Origin of the sequence: Tepidiforma sp. (genome assembly GCF_034432735.1) — a bacterium.
Lineage (GTDB): Bacteria > Chloroflexota > Dehalococcoidia > Tepidiformales > Tepidiformaceae > Tepidiforma.
The window spans coordinates 1-17,685 of record NZ_DAOUBJ010000021.1 but is presented as its reverse complement, the minus strand read 5'-3'; the positions used below and the strand labels follow the sequence as shown (position 1 = coordinate 17,685).

The window sequence follows — 17,685 nt, the reverse complement described above, 5'->3', positions numbered from 1 at the left end:
AGACCTACCCCCAGGTGGCCCGTGGCGAAACGCGTCCTCGTCTGCGTCGCATGGCCGTACGCGAATTACCTCCTGCACGTCGGCCAGGCGGCCGGTGCCTACCTGCCGGCCGACATCTTCGCCCGTTACCAGCGCCTCAGCGGCAACGACGTCCTCATGGTTTCCGGGTCGGACTGCCATGGCACGCCGATCACCGTGACGGCAGACCGCGAGGGCATCACGCCGCGCGAGGTGGTCGAGCGCTACCACCCCAAGATCCTCGAAGTCTGGGAGCGGTTCGGCATTTCGTTCGACCTCTTCACGACCACGTTGACGGAAAACCACTACGCCGTGACTCAGGAGCTGTTCCTACGGCTCCTGGAGAAGGGGTATCTCTATCGACGAACCGATGAGTACCTCTTCGACCCCGAGGTTGGCCGGTTTCTCCCCGACCGATACGTCGAAGGCACGTGCCCCTTCTGCGGTTTCGAGGAGGCCCGCGGAGACCAATGCGACAATTGCGGAAAGACGCTCGACGCGACGGAGCTTCGCGATCCCCGGAGTAAGCTCAGCGGTGCCCGACCGGTACTGAAGCATTCGGAACACTTTTTCCTGAAGCTCTCGGCATTCGAAGCTCCGCTGCGCGAGTGGGTCTCGCGGCAAGCCCACTGGCGACGAAACGTTCAGAACTTCACGCTCGGCATGCTCAACGAGGGGCTCAAGGATCGCGCTATCACCCGCGACATCACCTGGGGCGTGCCGGTCCCGGTGCCTGGCTACGAGGACAAGCGCATCTACGTGTGGTTCGACGCCGTTATCGGCTACCTTTCGGCGAGCAAAGAGTGGGCGCAGCGCCGTGGCGAACCCGACGCCTGGCGGCTCTACTGGGAGGATTCGGCCACGCGCTCGTACTACTTCATCGGGAAGGACAACATCCCGTTCCACACGGTGATTTGGCCGGCGATGCTGATGGGGTACGGCGGACTCAACCTCCCGTACGACGTGCCGGCGAACCAGTACGTGAACTTCGCCGCCGGTCAGAAACAAAGCAAGTCCAAGGGCACGGGCACTTGGATGCTGGACTTGCTCGACCAGTACGACGCCGACGTTATCCGCTTCTATCTCACGACGATCATGCCCGAGAGCAATGACAGCGTCTTCAGCGAGGATGAACTCGTTCGCGCGAACAACGACGTGCTCATCGCGACATGGGGCAACCTCGCGAACCGGGTCATCTCGATGATCCAGCGGAACTTCGGAGGCGTCGTACCGGCCGCTCCGGATAGGTCATCACAAAGTATCGCGCTCCGAGCCGAGTGCGAGGCGACCTTCGACGCCGTGGGGAACGAATTCGAGCGATGCCACTTCCGCGGCGGGCTGCAGGCAGCGCTCCAGCTCGCCCAGTCGGCGAACAAATACCTCGACGAGCGGGCTCCCTGGAAGGCAGTGAAAGAGGACCGCCAGCATGCGGCCGAGACGCTTTCGACCGCCCTCGACGCGATCAATGCGCTCAAAGTGCTCCTCCACCCAGTGTTGCCCTTCTCGACGGAACGGCTGCATCACGATCTCGGCCTCGAGGGAAGTCTTCAGGCACATGGCTGGCGATTCGAGTCGGTCGCCCCGGGGACGAAGCTTGGGCCCGCTCGGCCGCTCTACACGAAGATCGAGCCTCGTGAGGCGGGCGGCGCATGAGCAGCCCGCTGTTCGACACCCACGCTCATCTGACCGACCCCAAATTCACGGAGGACCCGGCGGCTATCGTCGACCGGGCGGTTGCGGCGGGCGTTGGGGAGGTGCTGGCCCTCGGATGCGACTTGCCATCGAGCGAGGCGGCGGTCGAATTAGCGCGGGCTTTTCCCGGCCGCGTCTACGCCGCTGTTGGGCTTCACCCGCACGAGGCAGACACGGCGTGGCCCGGGCTGCTTCCCCGTCTCCGGGAGCTTGGGGCAGACCCGGCCGTCGTCGCCATCGGCGAAATCGGCCTCGACGCCTACCGCGGATGGTCGTCGGAGGCGAATCAGCGGCGCCTGCTGAACGCCCAGCTGGAGCTGGCATTGGAGCTCGGCAAACCGGTCTGTGTTCACTCGCGGGCAGCGGAGTCGGATATTGTCGGGGCGATGACGGAGTTCGCCCGGGCCGCGGCCGAACGGGGCATCCCGGTACCGGGGGTGATGCACTGCTTCGGTGGCACGCTCGAACAGGCTCTCCCGTTCGTCGAAGCTGGCTTTCTCGTCTCGATTGCCGGCCCGGTGACGTATCCAAAGAACGACGAAACGCGCCGCCTCGCCGCCGGGTTGCCAGCTCGCTCACTTGTGATCGAGACAGACAGTCCGTACCTTCCTCCTCAGGGGATGCGAGGACAACGGAACGAGCCAGCTTTTATCGTGGAAACGGCGCGCGCCGTTTCGGCGGCACGGGGCATGTCTCTCGAAGAAGTGGCCCAGCTGACGACCGAAAATGCGCGGCGGATTTTCTGTGCGGTTCGCGCCGAGGCGACGGGACGATGACGACCACACCCGTTGCCGCGCTCTATGGTCCCGTCGCCGAGGACATGATCCTCGTCGAAGACCTTCTGGAATCGACGAAGAATGTCGATCTTCCGCCGCTCAAGCGGCTGCTCGACCATGCTCTCGAGGCACGCGGCAAGCGTTTGAGGCCGGCGCTCGTACTGCTCGCCGGCCACCTCGGCGATTATGACCTCAATCGGCTCGTTCCGCTGGGCGCAGCGATCGAGCTGCTCCATACGGCAAGTCTTGTCCACGACGACGTCGTCGACGGGGCGACGAGCCGGCGTGGTCGTCCCACTGCCAATGCGGTTTTCGATAACGCCCTCACCGTCCTCCTCGGGGACTACATGTTCGCGAACGCCGCAGAGATGGTTACCCGAACGGGAAGCCTCGCGGTGACACGGCTGTTCGCGCTCGCGCTGATGAAAATGACCAGTGGCGAGCTCGACCAGGACGCCGCGGCTTTCGACGCAGGCAAGGACGTTCAACACTACCTCTGGCGAATTGGCGGGAAGACGGCAGCGCTGTTCGCCAACGCCACCGAAGGCGGCGCGATGCTCGGTAACTGCGACGACCGGACCATCGAGGCGATGCGGACGTATGGCTACAGCTTCGGGATGGCGTTCCAGATCGTCGACGACGTACTCGATTATGTCGGGGACGAGGCGGTGATGGGCAAACCGGTAGGGAGCGACCTGTTGGAGGGGACCATCACCCTCCCTGGGCTCCTCTTCCTGGAGCGGTATCCGAAAGACAACCCGATTCGGCGATTCATTCTCGCCCGTCGCGACCGCGAGGCTCGTCTGCGGGAGGCCATCGAAGCAGTGCGGAACTCGGAATGCATCGACGCTTCGATGGAAATCGCGCGTGACTATATCCGCCGGGCGCAGGAGGCAATCACCTTCCTCCCCGAGTCGGAGACGAAACGCTGCCTCATCGACCTGAGCGAATACGTATTGACACGCAGCAGCTGAGGCAACGCCCCTTTATGGCCGCCGGGGCGGCTAGAGTCCGCGGGGCGTGCCCTTCCGAACGATGCGGCCCTGTTCGACAACTTCCGGCACTTCTTCCGGCTTGATTTCGTTGCCGTAGAGATCGACCAGCTCCCGCTTCGCCGCGAGTTCCTTCATGTCACGGAGCTCCTGCTTTTCGCCCTTGGTCTTCCGCTTTTTCGGTTCGGGCTTGTTCACTTCAGGGTGCTCGTTGGGGCGGGCGCTGGTGACGAGCCGGGAGACCTTTTGGCCGAGGTGCCAGAATTTGCCATCGTCCGGGATGCGGCGGGGGTAACCGTCGCGGAAGGTGAAGGCGGCGAACGAGGTCGGCATGATGCGCTTGGCGTCCTTGTAGCAAACGGGGCAGGGAACCGGCTCGCTGGCTTCGCGCATGGGGCGCAGCTCTTCGAAAATTCCGTTGCAAGGCTCGCAATAGTATTCGTAAAGGGGCATCTCTCCCCTCCTGGAGGACCGGGATTTGGCAGGCCGGGCCCATCCGGCGTAGCCCGCATTGTACACGCACCGACGGTACGGCGCGGGAAGCGCATCCGGTTCACCCGCCTGGGGTGAGCCGGTCGAGAAAACGAACGGAACGCGGTTCGGTGTCCACAACCGAGTGAATGGCTTCGCGAAGTGCCGTCCGAATCTCGTGGCCGGTCTCGGACGGAATGCGGAGCGAGCAGAACGCCTCGAGCCCGGCGCGACGGGCGAAGCGAAGCACCTTTTGCGCGCGAACGGAAAGCAGGCGGCCGGCGACGTTCGCGCGGCATTGGGCGCAGAGGATGCCGCCCTCTGCCGCGCTGAACAACGCATCGGCTTCGGGAAGGTCGACACCGCACGAGGCACAAGCCGCGACTTGAAGCTCGTGCCCGGAGATGGCGAGGAGGTGAAGCTCGAAGTAACGGGCGACCGAGTCAGGAGCCATTCCGGCGTCCAGCGCGGCTAGGGCTTCTATCAGGAGCGAGTAGAGCTCGCGCTGGGGAGTCTGGGCGACAGCGACTTGTTCGACGAGCTCACAGAGATAGAAGGCCGCCGCGAGGGCTTCGAGATCCGCTTTGATCGCAAGGTAGGCGTCGACGGTCTGCGCCTGGGCGACTACCTCCATCGAGCGGCCACGGGCGAGCAGGAGGCGCGACCGGGTAACGGGCTCGACATGACCGCGAAGCTTCGCCTGGGAGCGACGGACGCCGCGGACCACGGCGTCGACGCGGCCCTCCTCCGGGGTGAGAAGAACGAGGATGGCATCGGCTTCGCCGGCTGGCCGTCGCCGGAGAACGATGGCTTCGGTTGCGATAGTCCGGGGCGGCCTGCCGGCCACGTCAAAGCTCCTGCCGTCCCTCGAGGGCGCGAGCGAGCGTCATCGTGTCGGCGTATTCGAGGTCGGCGCCAGATGGCAATCCGCGGGCGAGCCTCGTCACTTTGACGCCCGAAGGCGCGACGACACGCTGGATGTACATCACCGTCGCTTCGCCCTCGAGGCTCGGGTTCGTTGCCATGATGACTTCCCGAACGTCACCAGCGGAGACGCGAGCGACGAGCGATTCGATGTGGAGGTGTTCCGGGCCAACACCCTCCATAGGGTTGAGGATGCCATGGAGGACGTGGTAGACGCCGCGATAGATGCCCGCGCGTTCGATCGCGAGCACGTCGAGCGGCTGCTCGACGACGCAGATCGTCGCGTGGTCGCGTCGCGGGTCAGCGCACACCGCGCATGGGTCGCGTTCGGTGAGGTTCACGCAGGTGGAGCAGTAGCGGATGCGCTCGCGGGCCTCGAGTACGGCACGAGCCAGGGTTTCGGCTTCGTGCGGGGAAGTCCGGACGAGGTGGTATGCGAGGCGCTGGGCGGACTTCGGGCCGATGCCGGGCAAGCGATGGAGCGCCTCGATGAGGCGCTGAATCGGCTCCGGGGTGGCGAGTGACTCGGGCATCGTGAGGGAATCAGCCGAGGCCAGGCAGACCGAGCCCGCCGGTGATGGCCCCGAACGACTTCTGCTGCAGTTCGGCTGCTTTCTGGGTGGCATCAGCGATGGCCGCCATAATGAGATCCTGCAGCATCTCGACATCGTTGGGGTCGACGACTTCGGGTTCGAGGGCGATGGCGAGGATTTTCTGCTCGCCGGACATGGTGACGCGCACCGCACCCCCCCCGGAGGACCCTTCGACGGTTGCGGCAGCGAGCTCGGCTTGGGCCTTCGCCAGTAGTTCCTGGGCCTGAGCGAGGGCATTCGCGTTGCCACCGCCGATCGAGCTGCGACCCGGGAGGCCGCCGCCGGCGCGTCGGAGATATCGGTTGTTCCCGCTTCCCTTCGCCATCACACATCCTTTCCGATGGGTCGACCGCCCATTGCTTCGGCTGCTTTTGCGAGATGACCGCGCCGGGGCTCGCGGCGCGGTTGATCGGAGGCTTCGATGAGCTTCACGGAGAGGCGCACCTGCCGACCGAGGATGGCGGCAGCCTGCTCTTCGACCATGGCGCGACAGACGGTATCGACCTTCTCGAGCGGCATCTTTCGCTGGAACCCGAGGACGAGTTCGTCTCCGTCCATCTGCAGAACCTCGAACGAACCGTTGAGCCACATTGCATGGGATGGGTTGACCATCTTGCAGTGTTCGTAGAGGTCACGAGCGAACCGTTCTTCGCGGCTGAGCGAGCCAGAGCCGGAGGCCGCGGGTTGGGTCGCCGATGGCCGCTGCGGAGTGTTCGGACGTGGAGCGGGCGCGGCGGCTAGGGCCCTTTCCGGCGCAATGGAGAACGATGGCGATGGCCCGAGTGCGACGGCAGCGCAGGCAACTTCGAGTGGCACCGGACTCGCCGGATCGAGGCGGAAGTCGGCACGGGCGAGCTCGGTGAGCGCGGCGGCCAAGAGCGGCACGGAGTCTGAGCGCCCTTTCGCGAGGGCGACGAGTTCGTCATCGGCCGTCGCGCCATCCCTGAGTACCGCCGCGAGAACGCGGCGAACCTCGTCGATGACGCCACGGGTGAACCGCGCGATATCGAGCCCATCGTCGGCGACCGAGCGGGCGATATCGAGTGCAGCTGCGAGGTCGGATTCGAGGAGCGCCCGCACCAGACCGCCGGTCCGCTGATCATGGACCTGTCCGAGTGCTGCGCGGATGTCCTCGACCGTCGGTGCGGAGCCGTATCGGGCGATGACCTGCTCGAGCATCGTGATGGCGTCGCGGAGCCCACCGCGGGACTGGATGGCGATGGCGGCCAGGCCCTCGCGCGGGACGGTGACGCCTTCCTGCTGGCAGATGAAGGCGAGTCGCTCCACGATGGCATCGTTCGGCACGCGGTGGAAGTCGTACCGCTGGCAACGGGAAATGATGGTCGCCGGGACTTTGTGGAGATCGGTCGTCGCGAGGATGAAGATGGCGTGGGGCGGCGGCTCTTCGAGGGTCTTGAGGAGGGCGTTGAAAGCGCCCTCAGTCAACATATGGACTTCGTCGAGGAGGTAGACCTTTCGCGCAAGGTCGGATGGGGCGTAGGCGATGCGTTCGCGCAGCTCCCGGACGTCTTCGATTCCGCGGTTGCTGGCGGCATCCATTTCGATGAGGTCGAGCGCCGAGCCGGAGAGGATGGCACGGCACGGGTCGCACTGGTTGCATGGCTCGCCCTCGACCGGTTGCCGGCAGTTGACGGCGCGAGCCAGGATTCGGGCAGTCGTTGTCTTACCGGTGCCACGAGGCCCTGCGAAGAGATAGGCGTGGGCGACCTGCCCGGTAGCGAGGGCGTTCTTGAGCGTCCGTACGATGTGGTCTTGTCCGACGACTTCGGCGAATCCCTTGGGCCGCCACTTTCCGTAGAGCACGTGCGTTCCTGCGCGCGGGGTACCCTGAGTATAGAACAGGTGTGTCAGCCGGGCATTCGCAAGTCAGTGCCCGTGGAGATGGCGGAGATCGCCGAGGTAGTGTTCTTCGCGCGCACGCATCGCCGCCTCATCTTCCGGACTGTCGACGTGGTCGTAGCCGCAGAGGTGGAGGATGCCGTGAACGAGGAGATGGGCGAGCTCGTTGTGCAACGGGTGGCCGACTGAATCGGCCTGGCGGCGCGCCGTGTCGAGGGAGATTGCGATGTCGCCGAGATGGGGCGCTGCGCCGGGCGGCGCGACGAAACTGTCGTCCGGTTCGTTGGGGAAGGATAGGACATCGGTCGGTTCATCGATGCCGAGAAACTCGGCGTTCAACTTTCGAACGGCATCATCGTCGGTAATGACGATGGCGAGGCCCGCACCAGGTTCGACACCCTCACCTGCCAGGACGCGCTCCGCGAGGGCCGCGAGCGCAGCGAGGTCGATGCCGGCGGAGTCCACTTCCGTCTCGAGCGAAATATCGTAGGAGGACTGCCGTTCCACTGTTCAGCGGGCGAAGATTTCGACGGCGTCGCGGGCAGCGCTCATGAGCGGTGCCGGGACGATGCCGAAAACGAGCACGCCTGCCGCGGTGGCTGTCAGGGCGACAGCGATCGATGGGGAGGCTCGGAATCGCTGTTCCGTGCCCGGCTCGCCGAGGAACATCACTCGCACCACTCCGAGGTAGTAGTAGGCGGAGATGACGCTGTTGAGGACCCCGATGACGACGAGCCAGACGAGGTCGGCCCGGACGGCCGCATTGAAGATGTAGAGCTTGGCCCAGAAGCCGACCGTGGGCGGAATGCCGGTGAGCGAGACGAGGCAGAATGCCAGCCCGAGGGCGAGGAACGGCGAGACCTTCCACATGCCGGCGTAGTCGGCGATGCGGTCGGATTGAATTTTCTGCGAAATGGCAATCACGGCGACGAACGCACCGAGGTTCGTGAACGCGTAGGCAGCCACGAAGAGCAGGATGCCACTCGCCCCGAGCGTGAACTCCTCTCCGGCGACGGAGATGGCCGCCAGCCCGACGAGGAAGTTGCCGGCCTGAGCGATCGACGAGTACCCGAGCATCCGCTTGATATCGGACTGAACGATGGCCATGAGGTTGCCGAGCGTCATGGAGACGGCAGCGATCACCGCGAAGATCATCGACCAGTCGTTGCTGAGGAAGTCAGCGCCCAGGGCCTCGAAGAACACGCGGATGGCAACCGCGAACGCCGCCGCCTTGGAACCGACCGAGAGGAACGCCGCCACGGGTGTGGGAGCCCCTTGGTAGACGTCCGGGACCCACATCTGGAAGGGAACCACCGCCATCTTGAAGCCGAACCCCGCGATGAGGAGCGTCATAGCGACGATGAGGAGCCCGCGGTACGACTCGCCATTCCTCTCGATGACGGCCGCGATCTCGGAAAGGATCGTCGTCCCGGTGACGCCGTAGAGCAGGGCCATCCCGTAGAGGAGGAGCGACGACGCAACCGCTCCGAGGAGGAGGTATTTCAGGCCGGCTTCGCTCGAGCGGGTGTCCTTGCCCCAGCCGGCGAGGATGTATTGGGGAATGGACGAAAGTTCGAGGGCGATAAAGATCGTGATGAGGTCCCGTGCTCCGGCGAGGAACATGAGCCCAGCACAGACGGTGAGGAGGAGGGCGTAGTACTCGCCCTGGCGCCGGCCTTCCCGACTGACCCAGTCGATAGATGCGAGCACGACGGTCGCGGTCACGCCTGCGAACACGTATTGGAAGAAGACGGCATACCGGTCGAGCGCGATCGTCCCGTGGAAGACGGTCTGGTAATCGCCGCGGCCGACCCAGGAGGTCGTCCAAAGGGCAGCGACGAGAAGTCCGGCGAGCGCAAGGAAGGGCAATACACGTCGCTGAGCCGGGAAGAGTGCGTCAGCGATGATGACCACACCAGCGGCGAGGAGGACGCTAATCTGCGGACCGAGGACGTCAATCCCGTTCATGCCTGCAACCTCTCCGCCAGGGTGGTCATTGCGGGGCTGATGACGTCCATGATGAGCGTCGGGTAGACGCCGAGAAGAACGACAAGTGCAGCGAGCCCGCCGACGACGGCATGTTCCCACCAGTGACGCTGATCGGTCAGTTCGTCCCATTCGTGTCGCACTGGCCCGAACATGACACGCTGGAGCATCCAGAGGATGTAGCCAGCCGAGAGGACGACGCCGACGATCGCGGCGAGGACCGCCCACTCGAAGCGTTGGAATGCGCCGAGGAAGACGGTCACCTCCGCGACGAACCCAGCCAGTGCCGGCAGTCCGAGGGATGCCATCCCGGCGAAGACCATTCCGGTAGCGATCAAGGGCATCTGCCGGGCGAGGCCGCCGAGCCGGGCGATGTCGCGCGTATGCGTCCGTTCGTACATCAGGCCGATCATCACGAACATCAAGCCGGTGATCAGCCCGTGGGCGAGCATCTGGTAGGCAGCGCCAGTCAACCCCGTCGAGCCGAGCGCGCCGATGCCGAGGAGGACGAGGCCCATGTGTGAAACGGAGGAGTAGGCGATGAGCCGCTTCACATCGGTCTGGCGGAGGGTGATGAAGCCGCCGTAGAGGACGCTGAAGGCGCCGATTCCAGCCATCCAGGCGTCCCAATCTTGGGCGACCTCGGGCATGAGCGTCACGCAGAGGCGGATGATGCCGTAGCCACCCATCTTGAGAAGGACACCGGCGAGCATCACCGACACGGCCGTCGGGGCATCGCTATGGGCATCGGGCAGCCAGGTGTGGAGCGGCACGATGGGTAGCTTGACCGCGAACCCGACGAAGAGAAGCAAGAACACCCAGCCAAGCGGAAGGAGCGTGTCTTGGAAATCGGCCCTGGCCAGCTGCTCGATGTCGAACGTCTTGGCATCGAAGGCGAGGACGAGGATGCCAATGAGCATGAAGGCCGAACCGGCGATCGTGTACAGCACGAACTTTGTGGCAGAGTACTCCCGACGGCCGGAACCCCAAATCGCGATCAGCAAGTACATCGGGAAGAGCTCCAGCTCCCAGAAGAGGAAGAAGAGCATCAGGTCGAGCGAGGCGAAGACGCCGACGACGGAGCTGGCGAGGACGAGCAGGCAAGCGAAATATGCGCGCGGCCGGTGGGTCACGCTGAACGAGACGAGCACCGAGGCGAGCGTCAAACAAGTGGTCAGTACGACGAGCGGCAAGCTGAGGCCATCGACTCCGAGGAAGTACTGCAGGTTGAAGGCGCCGATGTCCACCCACTCGTGGCGTTCGACGAATTGGTAGCCGGGCTTGGCTGGGTCGAATGCGAAGAACATTTGGACCGAGAGGGCGAACATCGCGGCCGCCGCAACAAGGGCGACCCACTTCGCCTGTTGTTCGAGTCGCTGCGGGAGGAGAAGGACGACGGCGGCCGCGATGGCGGGCAGGAAGATGAGAATGCTCAGTTCCACCACGACCTCCTAGAGGGGATTCGCCATGACGACGGCGAGGAAGATGACGATGACACCGGCGGCGACGCCGAGCCCATAGGACTGCACTTCGCCGACTTGGACCGCGCGGAGCCTGTCGCTCGTGGTGCGCGCAATCCTCCCGACGCCGTTCACGGCCCCATCGACAAGGTTGCGGTCGATGGCTTCGAGGAGGCGGCACCAGCCCCGGTAAAAGATCTTCTGTACGAAGAGGGTCTCGTACAGGTCATCGAGGAAGTATTTCCGCTCGAAAACGATGGCGAAGGGTGCGAAGGTCGCTCGGATGGAGGCGGACTCGACCCAGCGGCGGATGTAGATGGCGTAGGCCGTGGCGATCCCTGCCAGTGCGATGACGGTCGACGAGATGGCGATGCCCCACTCGAACGTGCTGCCGTGGTGGCCTGCCTCGGGGAGGGCAGCTTCGATGAAGTCCTTGAACATGTGGTCGTAGGCGAACCAGCCCGCGGCAATGGATGGCACCGCGAGGACAAGGAGAGGCGCCTTCATCGACCAGGGCGATTCGTGCGGGTGGGCTGGGTCACCATGGAAATGGTTGTCCGGGTCGTGGTGGTCGACCGGTTCGCCACCACGGTAGGTCCCGTGAAAGGTGAGGAAGATGGCCCGGAACATGTAGAAGGCGGTCATGAAGGCGACGGTTGCGCCGATTACCCAAAGGGCGCGGTCGTGGCGCCAGGCATCGAGGAGGATTTCATCCTTCGACCAGAAGCCAGCGAGCGGAAAGATGCCTGCGAGGCTGAGCGAGCCGATCACGAAGGTCCAGTACGTCACCGGCATGTGCCGCCGGAGGCCCCCCATCTTCCGCATGTCGAACGTGTTTGTCGCGTGATTGACGGAGCCGCTCCCGAGGAATAGGAGCGCTTTGAAGAAGGCATGGGTGAAGAGGTGGAAGATGGCGGCGACGTAGCCGAGGGCACCCAACGCCAGCATCATGTATCCGAGCTGGGAAATCGTGGAGTAGGCGAGCACGCGCTTGAGGTCGGTCTGCACGAGGGCGATGGATGCGGCGAGAATGGCGGTAATAGCGCCAATCCACGCGACCACCTGAGCAGCGTCGCTCGATGCTTCGAAGACCGGGAAGAAGCGCGCAACGAGGTAGACGCCGGCCGCGACCATGGTAGCTGCATGGATGAGCGCTGAAACCGGGGTCGGGCCCTCCATCGCATCCGGCAACCACACGTGGAGGGGGAACTGGGCGGATTTGCCCGCAGCGCCTGCGAAGATCCCGAGCGCAAATAACGTGACGATGGTGCTCTTGACCTCGCCACTGGCGGCCCACTCCTGGATGCTAGCCACGTCGAATGTTCCGGCACGGGTCCAGACTAGGAGCAACGCAGCGAGGAGCCCGAGGTCGCCGATGCGGGTCACGATGAACGCCTTCTTGGCCGCTGCAGCAGCGCTCGGCTTGTGGAACCAGAAGCCGATGAGCAGATAGGAGCAAAGCCCAACGAGCTCCCAGAAGATGAACATCTGGAAGAGGTTGTCGGCGAGCACGAGGCCGAGCATCGAGGTGGTGAACAGGCACATATGGGCGAAGTAACGGCCGTAACCGGGGTCGCCCTTCATGTAGCCAATCGAGTACACCTGGACCAAGAACGCGACCGTTGTCACGACCACGAGCATGACCGCCGTGAGACCATCGACTCGGACGCCGATAGGGACCGCGAGGTCGCCTGCCGTGAACCACCGGTGGGTGTATTGGGCGACGCCGCCCTCTGCATCGATGACGTTAAGGAGGGTGACGTAGCTAAGCACCATGGCAGCACCGATGCCGAGGATGGCAGCGTACCCGGCAAGCGCCGGCAGCTTGCGCAGATACAGCGCGATGAGCCCCCAGGCGACGAGCGGACAAACGAGAATCGCCCAAAGGACAGCCTGGTCGATCGTCGGGGTACCGGCGGCAGATGGCTCAGCGGCGAGGAACCACATTTGGCTAAATCTTCCTCAGGATTTCACGGGCGACGTGTGCTTTTCCGCTCGGCACGTAGAGGGTGCGCTCGTCGAGCATGGAAACCTTTTCGCCGTAGCCGATCGGTGGCACCACCCGCACCGAAAGCGCCTCGGCGGCGAACAGTTCGGCCCATGTCTGGGCGACGTAGGCGTTGCGGACCGTCATGAATTCAACCCACATGCAGCTTCACGACCTGAGGAGATTGAGTCGGTCCACGTCGATCGTCTCGCGGTTGCGATAGACGGCGACGGCGAGGGCCAGCGCGACGGCCGCTTCGGCTGCCGCGACCGTGAGGACGAAGACAACGAACGTGTGCCCGGCCACGGGGTTGGGCCCGCTGCCGAACCGGGAGAAGGTGATGAGCGTGAGGTTGACGGCATTGAGCATGAGCTCCACGCCCATGAGGACGCCGATGGCGTTCCGCTTGGAGAGGGCGATGGCGAGGCCGAGACAGAAGAGCAGCGCGCCGACGGTGAGAAAGTGTTCGATATCTGGCGTCATGCGAGAGCATCCTCCGCTTCTTCTTCAGGGCTTCGGGTGAGCATCACGGCGCCAATCAGCGCCGCCGTGAGGAGGACGCTCGCGATTTCGAACGGCACGACCCACGTCGTCAGCAAGGCGGTGCCCAGCGCGCTGGCATCGAGTCCGGCCGGGGCGGTATCTGCAGTCTCCCAGGCAGTGTCGTGAACGACGAACAGGAAGATAGCAGCAAGGCAGACCGCGAGGAGGATTCCGGGGAGGGCCCAGCGCGTCTCGCCGTTGTCGCGGCCTGCACGGGGCGTGAGCAACACGGCGAACAGAACGAGCACCGCGATCGCACCGACGTAGATGATGACCTGCGCCATCGCGATGAAGTCGGCAGAGAGCAGGACGAAGAAGCCGGCCACACCGATGAATGTGAGGATGAGGAAAAGCACGGCATGGAGCAGGTTGCGCGAAACCATCACGCCGCCGGCGGCGACCAACGTGAGAGCAGACAAAGCCCAGAATGCGATCGACGGGCCGACGCCTTCCATCAGGGCCACTCTCCGACCGGGATGTAACCGCCAGCCTGTTTGACGAGGCGCGGTCGAGTGGGGGTGCGCTCAGGGCGATAGCCGTTGAAGCGTGCCCAGGCGTAGACCAGCACGACCGACAGCACGATATTGACGAGCGCAAAGATGTAAATGAGCCCCTTTGCGTAATCCTGCTCCGACCAGAGCATGCGCTCGGTGGTCACGACCAGGAGGTTGAAGACCCCCAGCGGGAGGAGGAACTTCCACGCAAAGGCCATCAGCTGGTCAGCACGTAGGCGGGGTAACGTTCCGCGGGTCCAGATGAACAGGAAGTAGAAGAGGTGGGTCTTGGCGATGAAGATGAGCCAGCCGGGCACCCACTGCTCGAGCCCAAAGAACGTCCATCCGCCAAGGAATACGGTCACTGCGAACCCCGAGGCTGCGAGCGCATAGCCGATGTCCATACCGTAAAAGAGGCCCCACTTCATCCCCGAGTATTCCGTGAGGTAGCCAGCGACAATCTCGGACTCTGCCTCGGCGATGTCGACAGGCGTTCGGTTGAGCTCGGCGCTGACGCAGATGAAGTAGATGACGAAAGCGAGCGGCTGGACGAACACCATCCAGATATCGAACTGGTCGGCCCAGCCCACCATGCCCGAGAGGCTGATCGTACCGGCCATGACGACAGCGCCGAGGAGGGCGAGGACGAGCGGCGACTCGTAGCTAATGGCCATCGCCACGATGCGCATGGCCCCGAAGAGGCTGTACTTGTTGTTGGAACTCCAGCCCGCCATGAACGTCGCGATGACGGGGAGGGCGGAGACGGCGAGGAAATACATCAGACCCACGGGAATGTCGGCAATGACCATACGCTCGCCGAACGGGATGACGGCCCAGAGCAGAACGGCAGGCATCACGAACACGATGGGCGCGATGTACATGACGGCCCGGTCGGCCTGGGTCGGCGTGAGGGCTTCTTTCTGGATAAGCTTGATGGCATCGGCGATCGGCTGGAGGAGGCCGAAAGGGCCGACGCGGTTGGGCCCGAGCCGAGACTGCATCCGACCGATGATTCGCCGCTCGCCGTAGACGCCGACGATGAGCTGCGAGGGCAGGACGAAGAGGAGGAAACTCGCAACGAAGCCGATGAGCGCAGCGAGGACGTAGACCACCCCGAAAGGCAACACTCGGTCCGCCGCTTCGAGGATCGCGCTCGAAAGATTCCCGAGATCGCGGAGGTCGTACCACTTGTCGGACACGAGGAAGGGCGTCACCGGTCGATCTCCCCCACGACGATGTCGATGGAGCCGAGCACGACGATGGCGTCGGCAACGGTTCCACCTACGGTCATCTCCTTGAGCGCGGACAGGTTGATGAACGATGGCGGCCGGATGTGGAAGCGGTAGGGAGACGGGCCCTCATCGGAAACGAGGTAGTATCCGAGCTCGCCGCGGGGACTTTCGATGCGTGCGTACGCCTCGCCCTTCGGTGGGCGCAGCGCGAGCGGTACCTCGGTCCGGAAGGGGCCGCCCGGGAGCCCATCGAGTGCCTGCTCGATGATCTTCAGGCTTTGGCGCATCTCTTCGAGCCGCACGATGAACCGGTCGTAGCTGTCGCCGTTGTAGCCGATGGGGATATCGAAGTCGTATTGCTCGTAGCCGCAGTACGGGTCGGCTTTGCGGATATCCCAGGCAATGCCGCTGCCGCGAAGCATCGGTCCGGAAAGGGAAGCGTTGGTCGCCATCTCCGGGCTGAGGACGCCGACGCCACGGGTTCGTGCAATGAATATTTCGTTCCCAGAGAGAAGGCCTTCCATTTCGTCGATGAACGGAGGGAATTCGCGCAAGATGCGGCGGACCATTGGCTCGAATTCGGGACGGAGATCGAAGGCGACGCCGCCGATGCGCATATAGTTGCAGGTCAGCCGGGCACCAGAGGTGACTTCGAAGATATCCAGGATCTTTTCCCGCTCACGGAAAGCCCACATGACGGGCGTTTGCCAGGCGCCCGTATCGTTCGCGAAGGCGCCTACAGCCATGCAGTGGCTGGCGAGGCGTTGGAGTTCGGCCATGATGACGCGGATGGCGTTGCCGCGGGGTGGGACTTCGATGCCGGCGAGCTTTTCGACCGCGAGGCAGTAGCCGAGGTTGTTCGACATGCTGCTCAGGTAATCGGTCCGGTCGGTGAAGGGGATGTTCTGGGTGTAGGTGCGCTCCTCGGCGAGCTTCTCCATCGAGCGGTGGAGATAGCCCATGACCATCTCGGCATCGATGACCTTTTCGCCGTCGACGGTGGCTTTGATGCGGAAGACCCCATGGGTGGATGGGTGCTGTGGCCCGATGTTGATGACGAACGGTTCGCTTTTGATGATGCCGGTCATTCGATCACCTTCACGGGCGGTTCCTGCCGCCGGGCGACGCCAGCGAATTCTCCGAGGCCAGGCTGCAGCCCACCTGGCATGGCGAGGAAGTCTTTGCGCAGGGGCCAGCCGGGGTACCCCTCCCAGAGGAGGATGCGGTAGAGATTCGGGTGGCCGGCGAAGCGAATGCCCAGAAGGTCATAGGCTTCGCACTCTTGCATCCAGGCCCCATGGAAAACTGGGGTGACGCTCGGGACTTCCGGCTTCTCACGGTCCCAAGTTTCCACTTTGAAGCAAGCGAGGTGATTCTTTTCGAACGACTGAATGTGATAGACCACCTCGAAGTGGTCCCAGTAGTCCACGCCGCACAGGTTGGTGAGGTGAACAAGGTTGGCAGTCGGATCGTCCCGGAGGGCCCGCAGGGCCTCTACCAGACGGTCGGGCTTCAGGTAGCAGGCAGTTTCGGTCGTGCGGTCGACGGCTCCGGGCGATACTGCCTCGACGAGTGCCGCCGCCTCCGGGCCAGTCAATTCACGGGTCACAGGCGCCACTCCAGCGCGCGTTTGCGCCATGCGTAAATGCCGCCGACGACGAACGTGGCGATGAAGAGAAGCCCTTTCCCGTAGCCGACCCAGCCCACCGTGTCGAAGACGAGCGCCCACGGGAAAAGGAAGATGATTTCGACGTCGAGCAGGACGAAGAGCAGGGCGATGTAGTAAAAGCGGAAGTTGAACTGGACAAGGCTCGGCCCTTCGGTCCGCAGGCCACATTCGTAAATGTCGTCTCGGACCGCATCCGGACGGAATTTCGGCCGGATTTTCACGAACTGGAGGGCCCACGACGTCACCACTGCCCCGAGCGGGAAAATCAGTGCGACGATGACGAGGATGCCAATATGACCGTATTCGTACAGCACGTCGGGGGCCGTTTGTGAAATTCGTCCCTAAGGACCGGGGCAGACTATAGCACGGGCTCCAGTGGCGGACAAAGCCGCCCGGCGTCGGAAGGTCAGCGGCGCAGGCGCACGATGGGGCCTTCGGCGTAGATCTGGCCGACGGGGATACCCAGGCGCTGATGCACGCTGAGCGGGATGCCGATATCGGCGAGGTAGAGTTCGCCGACCATGCCGCGCGCTTGCGGGTCGAGGCAGCCGCGTTTCGGGAGATCGAGCATGAGCGTGGTGACGGCGCGGATGGCCGGCATGCTCACTTCCCCGGTGGTGGCGTTGACGCCCGTCGGGATGTCGAGCGCGAGGATCGGCCGGCGGGACTCGACCGCCAGGCGAGTGACGGCAGCGGCCACGCCGACTGGTGGCCCTTCGAGCCCGTAGCCGACGAGCGCATCGATGACGAGATCGGCTCCGGCGAGCTGCTCTTCGAGGCGGACTTCACTCGCTTCGAGGTCGGCGGGCTGGAGAAGCCCCGTTTGGCGGAGAATGTGGAGCTGGCGCCGCGCCGTGAAGGAGACCTCTTCTTCGATGCCGCTGATGACCGGCTCGACGCGGCAGCCCCAGTTGGCGAGGTGGCGGATCGCTGCCAAGCCCGCAGCGCCCTTGTTGCCACCGCCGGCGAGGACCACGATCCGCTGACC

The 17,685-nt window shown here is 64.1% G+C and carries 20 protein-coding genes; 3 read left to right on the top strand and 17 right to left on the bottom strand.

The features are described 5' to 3' along the window. Nucleotides 1–21: 21 nt before the first annotated feature. From metG to VAE53_RS01660, 3 genes are read left to right on the top strand one after another with little or no spacing between them, the layout of a single operon-like run. Nucleotides 22–1,671 (top strand): methionine--tRNA ligase, encoded by a 1,650-nt coding sequence (gene metG / locus VAE53_RS01670; RefSeq protein ID WP_322817622.1) that lies wholly within the window; start codon nucleotides 22–24, stop codon nucleotides 1,669–1,671. Continuing rightward, the gene (locus VAE53_RS01665) at nucleotides 1,668–2,486 is read left to right on the top strand and encodes a TatD family hydrolase (RefSeq protein WP_322817621.1); all 819 of its coding nucleotides are present in this window, start codon (nucleotides 1,668–1,670) and stop codon (nucleotides 2,484–2,486) included. Before metG ends, VAE53_RS01665 begins: the two co-directional genes overlap by 4 nt. After that, on the top strand, nucleotides 2,483–3,460 hold the full coding sequence (locus VAE53_RS01660) for a polyprenyl synthetase family protein (RefSeq protein ID WP_322817620.1): 978 nt from the start codon (nucleotides 2,483–2,485) through the stop codon (nucleotides 3,458–3,460). The genes VAE53_RS01665 and VAE53_RS01660 overlap by 4 nt, the downstream gene beginning before the upstream one ends. Before the next feature lie 30 nt (nucleotides 3,461–3,490). On the opposite strand, the gene VAE53_RS01655 is transcribed toward VAE53_RS01660, so the two are convergent. The 17 genes from VAE53_RS01655 to VAE53_RS01575 all read right to left on the bottom strand — a co-directional run. Beyond that, entirely contained in the window at nucleotides 3,491–3,931 is a 441-nt protein-coding gene (locus VAE53_RS01655; RefSeq protein WP_322817619.1) for a zinc ribbon domain-containing protein, read from the bottom strand. 100 nt (nucleotides 3,932–4,031) lie between these two features. Then, nucleotides 4,032–4,796 (bottom strand): DNA repair protein RecO, encoded by a 765-nt coding sequence (gene recO, locus VAE53_RS01650; RefSeq protein ID WP_322817618.1) that lies wholly within the window; start codon nucleotides 4,794–4,796, stop codon nucleotides 4,032–4,034. A 1-nt stretch (nucleotide 4,797) separates the two neighbouring features. Then, a complete protein-coding gene (recR, locus tag VAE53_RS01645; protein ID WP_322817617.1) occupies nucleotides 4,798–5,406 on the bottom strand; it encodes a recombination mediator RecR in 609 nt (202 codons plus the stop codon). Nucleotides 5,407–5,416: 10 nt separating this feature from the next. After that, on the bottom strand, nucleotides 5,417–5,791 hold the full coding sequence (locus tag VAE53_RS01640; protein WP_322817616.1) for a YbaB/EbfC family nucleoid-associated protein: 375 nt from the start codon (nucleotides 5,789–5,791) through the stop codon (nucleotides 5,417–5,419). Beyond that, nucleotides 5,791–7,290: a DNA polymerase III subunit gamma/tau gene (gene dnaX, locus VAE53_RS01635; RefSeq protein WP_322817615.1), complete on the bottom strand. Its 1,500-nt coding sequence runs from the start codon at nucleotides 7,288–7,290 to the stop codon at nucleotides 5,791–5,793. Before dnaX ends, VAE53_RS01640 begins: the two co-directional genes overlap by 1 nt. Before the next feature lie 63 nt (nucleotides 7,291–7,353). Then, nucleotides 7,354–7,791 (bottom strand): rRNA maturation RNase YbeY, encoded by a 438-nt coding sequence (gene ybeY / locus VAE53_RS01630; RefSeq protein WP_322817614.1) that lies wholly within the window; start codon nucleotides 7,789–7,791, stop codon nucleotides 7,354–7,356. Nucleotides 7,792–7,836: 45 nt separating this feature from the next. Further along, nucleotides 7,837–9,294, bottom strand: a complete 1,458-nt coding sequence (locus tag VAE53_RS01625) for an NADH-quinone oxidoreductase subunit N (protein WP_322817613.1) — start codon at nucleotides 9,292–9,294, stop codon at nucleotides 7,837–7,839. After that, a complete protein-coding gene (locus VAE53_RS01620) occupies nucleotides 9,291–10,754 on the bottom strand; it encodes an NADH-quinone oxidoreductase subunit M (RefSeq protein ID WP_322817612.1) in 1,464 nt (487 codons plus the stop codon). The genes VAE53_RS01625 and VAE53_RS01620 overlap by 4 nt, the downstream gene beginning before the upstream one ends. 9 nt (nucleotides 10,755–10,763) lie before the next feature. Then, nucleotides 10,764–12,719: an NADH-quinone oxidoreductase subunit L gene (gene nuoL / locus VAE53_RS01615; RefSeq protein ID WP_322817611.1), complete on the bottom strand. Its 1,956-nt coding sequence runs from the start codon at nucleotides 12,717–12,719 to the stop codon at nucleotides 10,764–10,766. A gap of 4 nt (nucleotides 12,720–12,723) precedes the next feature. Further along, nucleotides 12,724–12,906: a hypothetical protein gene (locus VAE53_RS01610; protein ID WP_322817610.1), complete on the bottom strand. Its 183-nt coding sequence runs from the start codon at nucleotides 12,904–12,906 to the stop codon at nucleotides 12,724–12,726. A gap of 21 nt (nucleotides 12,907–12,927) precedes the next feature. Next, nucleotides 12,928–13,242: an NADH-quinone oxidoreductase subunit NuoK gene (gene nuoK, locus VAE53_RS01605; RefSeq protein WP_322817609.1), complete on the bottom strand. Its 315-nt coding sequence runs from the start codon at nucleotides 13,240–13,242 to the stop codon at nucleotides 12,928–12,930. After that, on the bottom strand, nucleotides 13,239–13,757 hold the full coding sequence (locus VAE53_RS01600; RefSeq protein WP_322817608.1) for an NADH-quinone oxidoreductase subunit J: 519 nt from the start codon (nucleotides 13,755–13,757) through the stop codon (nucleotides 13,239–13,241). Before VAE53_RS01600 ends, nuoK begins: the two co-directional genes overlap by 4 nt. After that, nucleotides 13,757–15,010: an NADH-quinone oxidoreductase subunit NuoH gene (gene nuoH, locus VAE53_RS01595; RefSeq protein ID WP_322817607.1), complete on the bottom strand. Its 1,254-nt coding sequence runs from the start codon at nucleotides 15,008–15,010 to the stop codon at nucleotides 13,757–13,759. Before nuoH ends, VAE53_RS01600 begins: the two co-directional genes overlap by 1 nt. Beyond that, nucleotides 15,007–16,107: an NADH-quinone oxidoreductase subunit D gene (locus VAE53_RS01590; RefSeq protein ID WP_369294012.1), complete on the bottom strand. Its 1,101-nt coding sequence runs from the start codon at nucleotides 16,105–16,107 to the stop codon at nucleotides 15,007–15,009. The genes nuoH and VAE53_RS01590 overlap by 4 nt, the downstream gene beginning before the upstream one ends. Nucleotides 16,108–16,112: 5 nt before the next feature. Then, nucleotides 16,113–16,637: an NADH-quinone oxidoreductase subunit C gene (locus VAE53_RS01585; protein WP_322817605.1), complete on the bottom strand. Its 525-nt coding sequence runs from the start codon at nucleotides 16,635–16,637 to the stop codon at nucleotides 16,113–16,115. Beyond that, the gene (locus VAE53_RS01580; RefSeq protein WP_322817604.1) at nucleotides 16,634–17,011 is read right to left on the bottom strand and encodes an NADH-quinone oxidoreductase subunit A; all 378 of its coding nucleotides are present in this window, start codon (nucleotides 17,009–17,011) and stop codon (nucleotides 16,634–16,636) included. Before VAE53_RS01580 ends, VAE53_RS01585 begins: the two co-directional genes overlap by 4 nt. 92 nt (nucleotides 17,012–17,103) lie before the next feature. Beyond that, a partial coding sequence (locus tag VAE53_RS01575; protein WP_322817603.1) for an NAD(P)H-hydrate epimerase occupies nucleotides 17,104–17,685 on the bottom strand: 582 nt, incomplete at its 5' end.

Bases quoted from the DNA above. Each gene is read 5' to 3' on its own strand.
- VAE53_RS01660 (WP_322817620.1), top strand. From the start codon at position 2,483: ATGACGACCACACCCGTTGCCGCGCTCTATGGTCCCGTCGCCGAGGAC.
- VAE53_RS01655 (WP_322817619.1), bottom strand. From the start codon at position 3,931: ATGCCCCTTTACGAATACTATTGCGAGCCTTGCAACGGAATTTTCGAA.
- nuoL (WP_322817611.1), bottom strand. From the start codon at position 12,719: ATGTGGTTCCTCGCCGCTGAGCCATCTGCCGCCGGTACCCCGACGATC.
- VAE53_RS01665 (WP_322817621.1), top strand. From the start codon at position 1,668: ATGAGCAGCCCGCTGTTCGACACCCACGCTCATCTGACCGACCCCAAA.
- VAE53_RS01600 (WP_322817608.1), bottom strand. From the start codon at position 13,757: ATGGAAGGCGTCGGCCCGTCGATCGCATTCTGGGCTTTGTCTGCTCTC.
- recR (WP_322817617.1), bottom strand. From the start codon at position 5,406: ATGCCCGAGTCACTCGCCACCCCGGAGCCGATTCAGCGCCTCATCGAG.
- VAE53_RS01640 (WP_322817616.1), bottom strand. From the start codon at position 5,791: ATGGCGAAGGGAAGCGGGAACAACCGATATCTCCGACGCGCCGGCGGC.
- nuoK (WP_322817609.1), bottom strand. From the start codon at position 13,242: ATGACGCCAGATATCGAACACTTTCTCACCGTCGGCGCGCTGCTCTTC.
- VAE53_RS01610 (WP_322817610.1), bottom strand. From the start codon at position 12,906: ATGACGGTCCGCAACGCCTACGTCGCCCAGACATGGGCCGAACTGTTC.
- VAE53_RS01625 (WP_322817613.1), bottom strand. From the start codon at position 9,294: ATGAACGGGATTGACGTCCTCGGTCCGCAGATTAGCGTCCTCCTCGCC.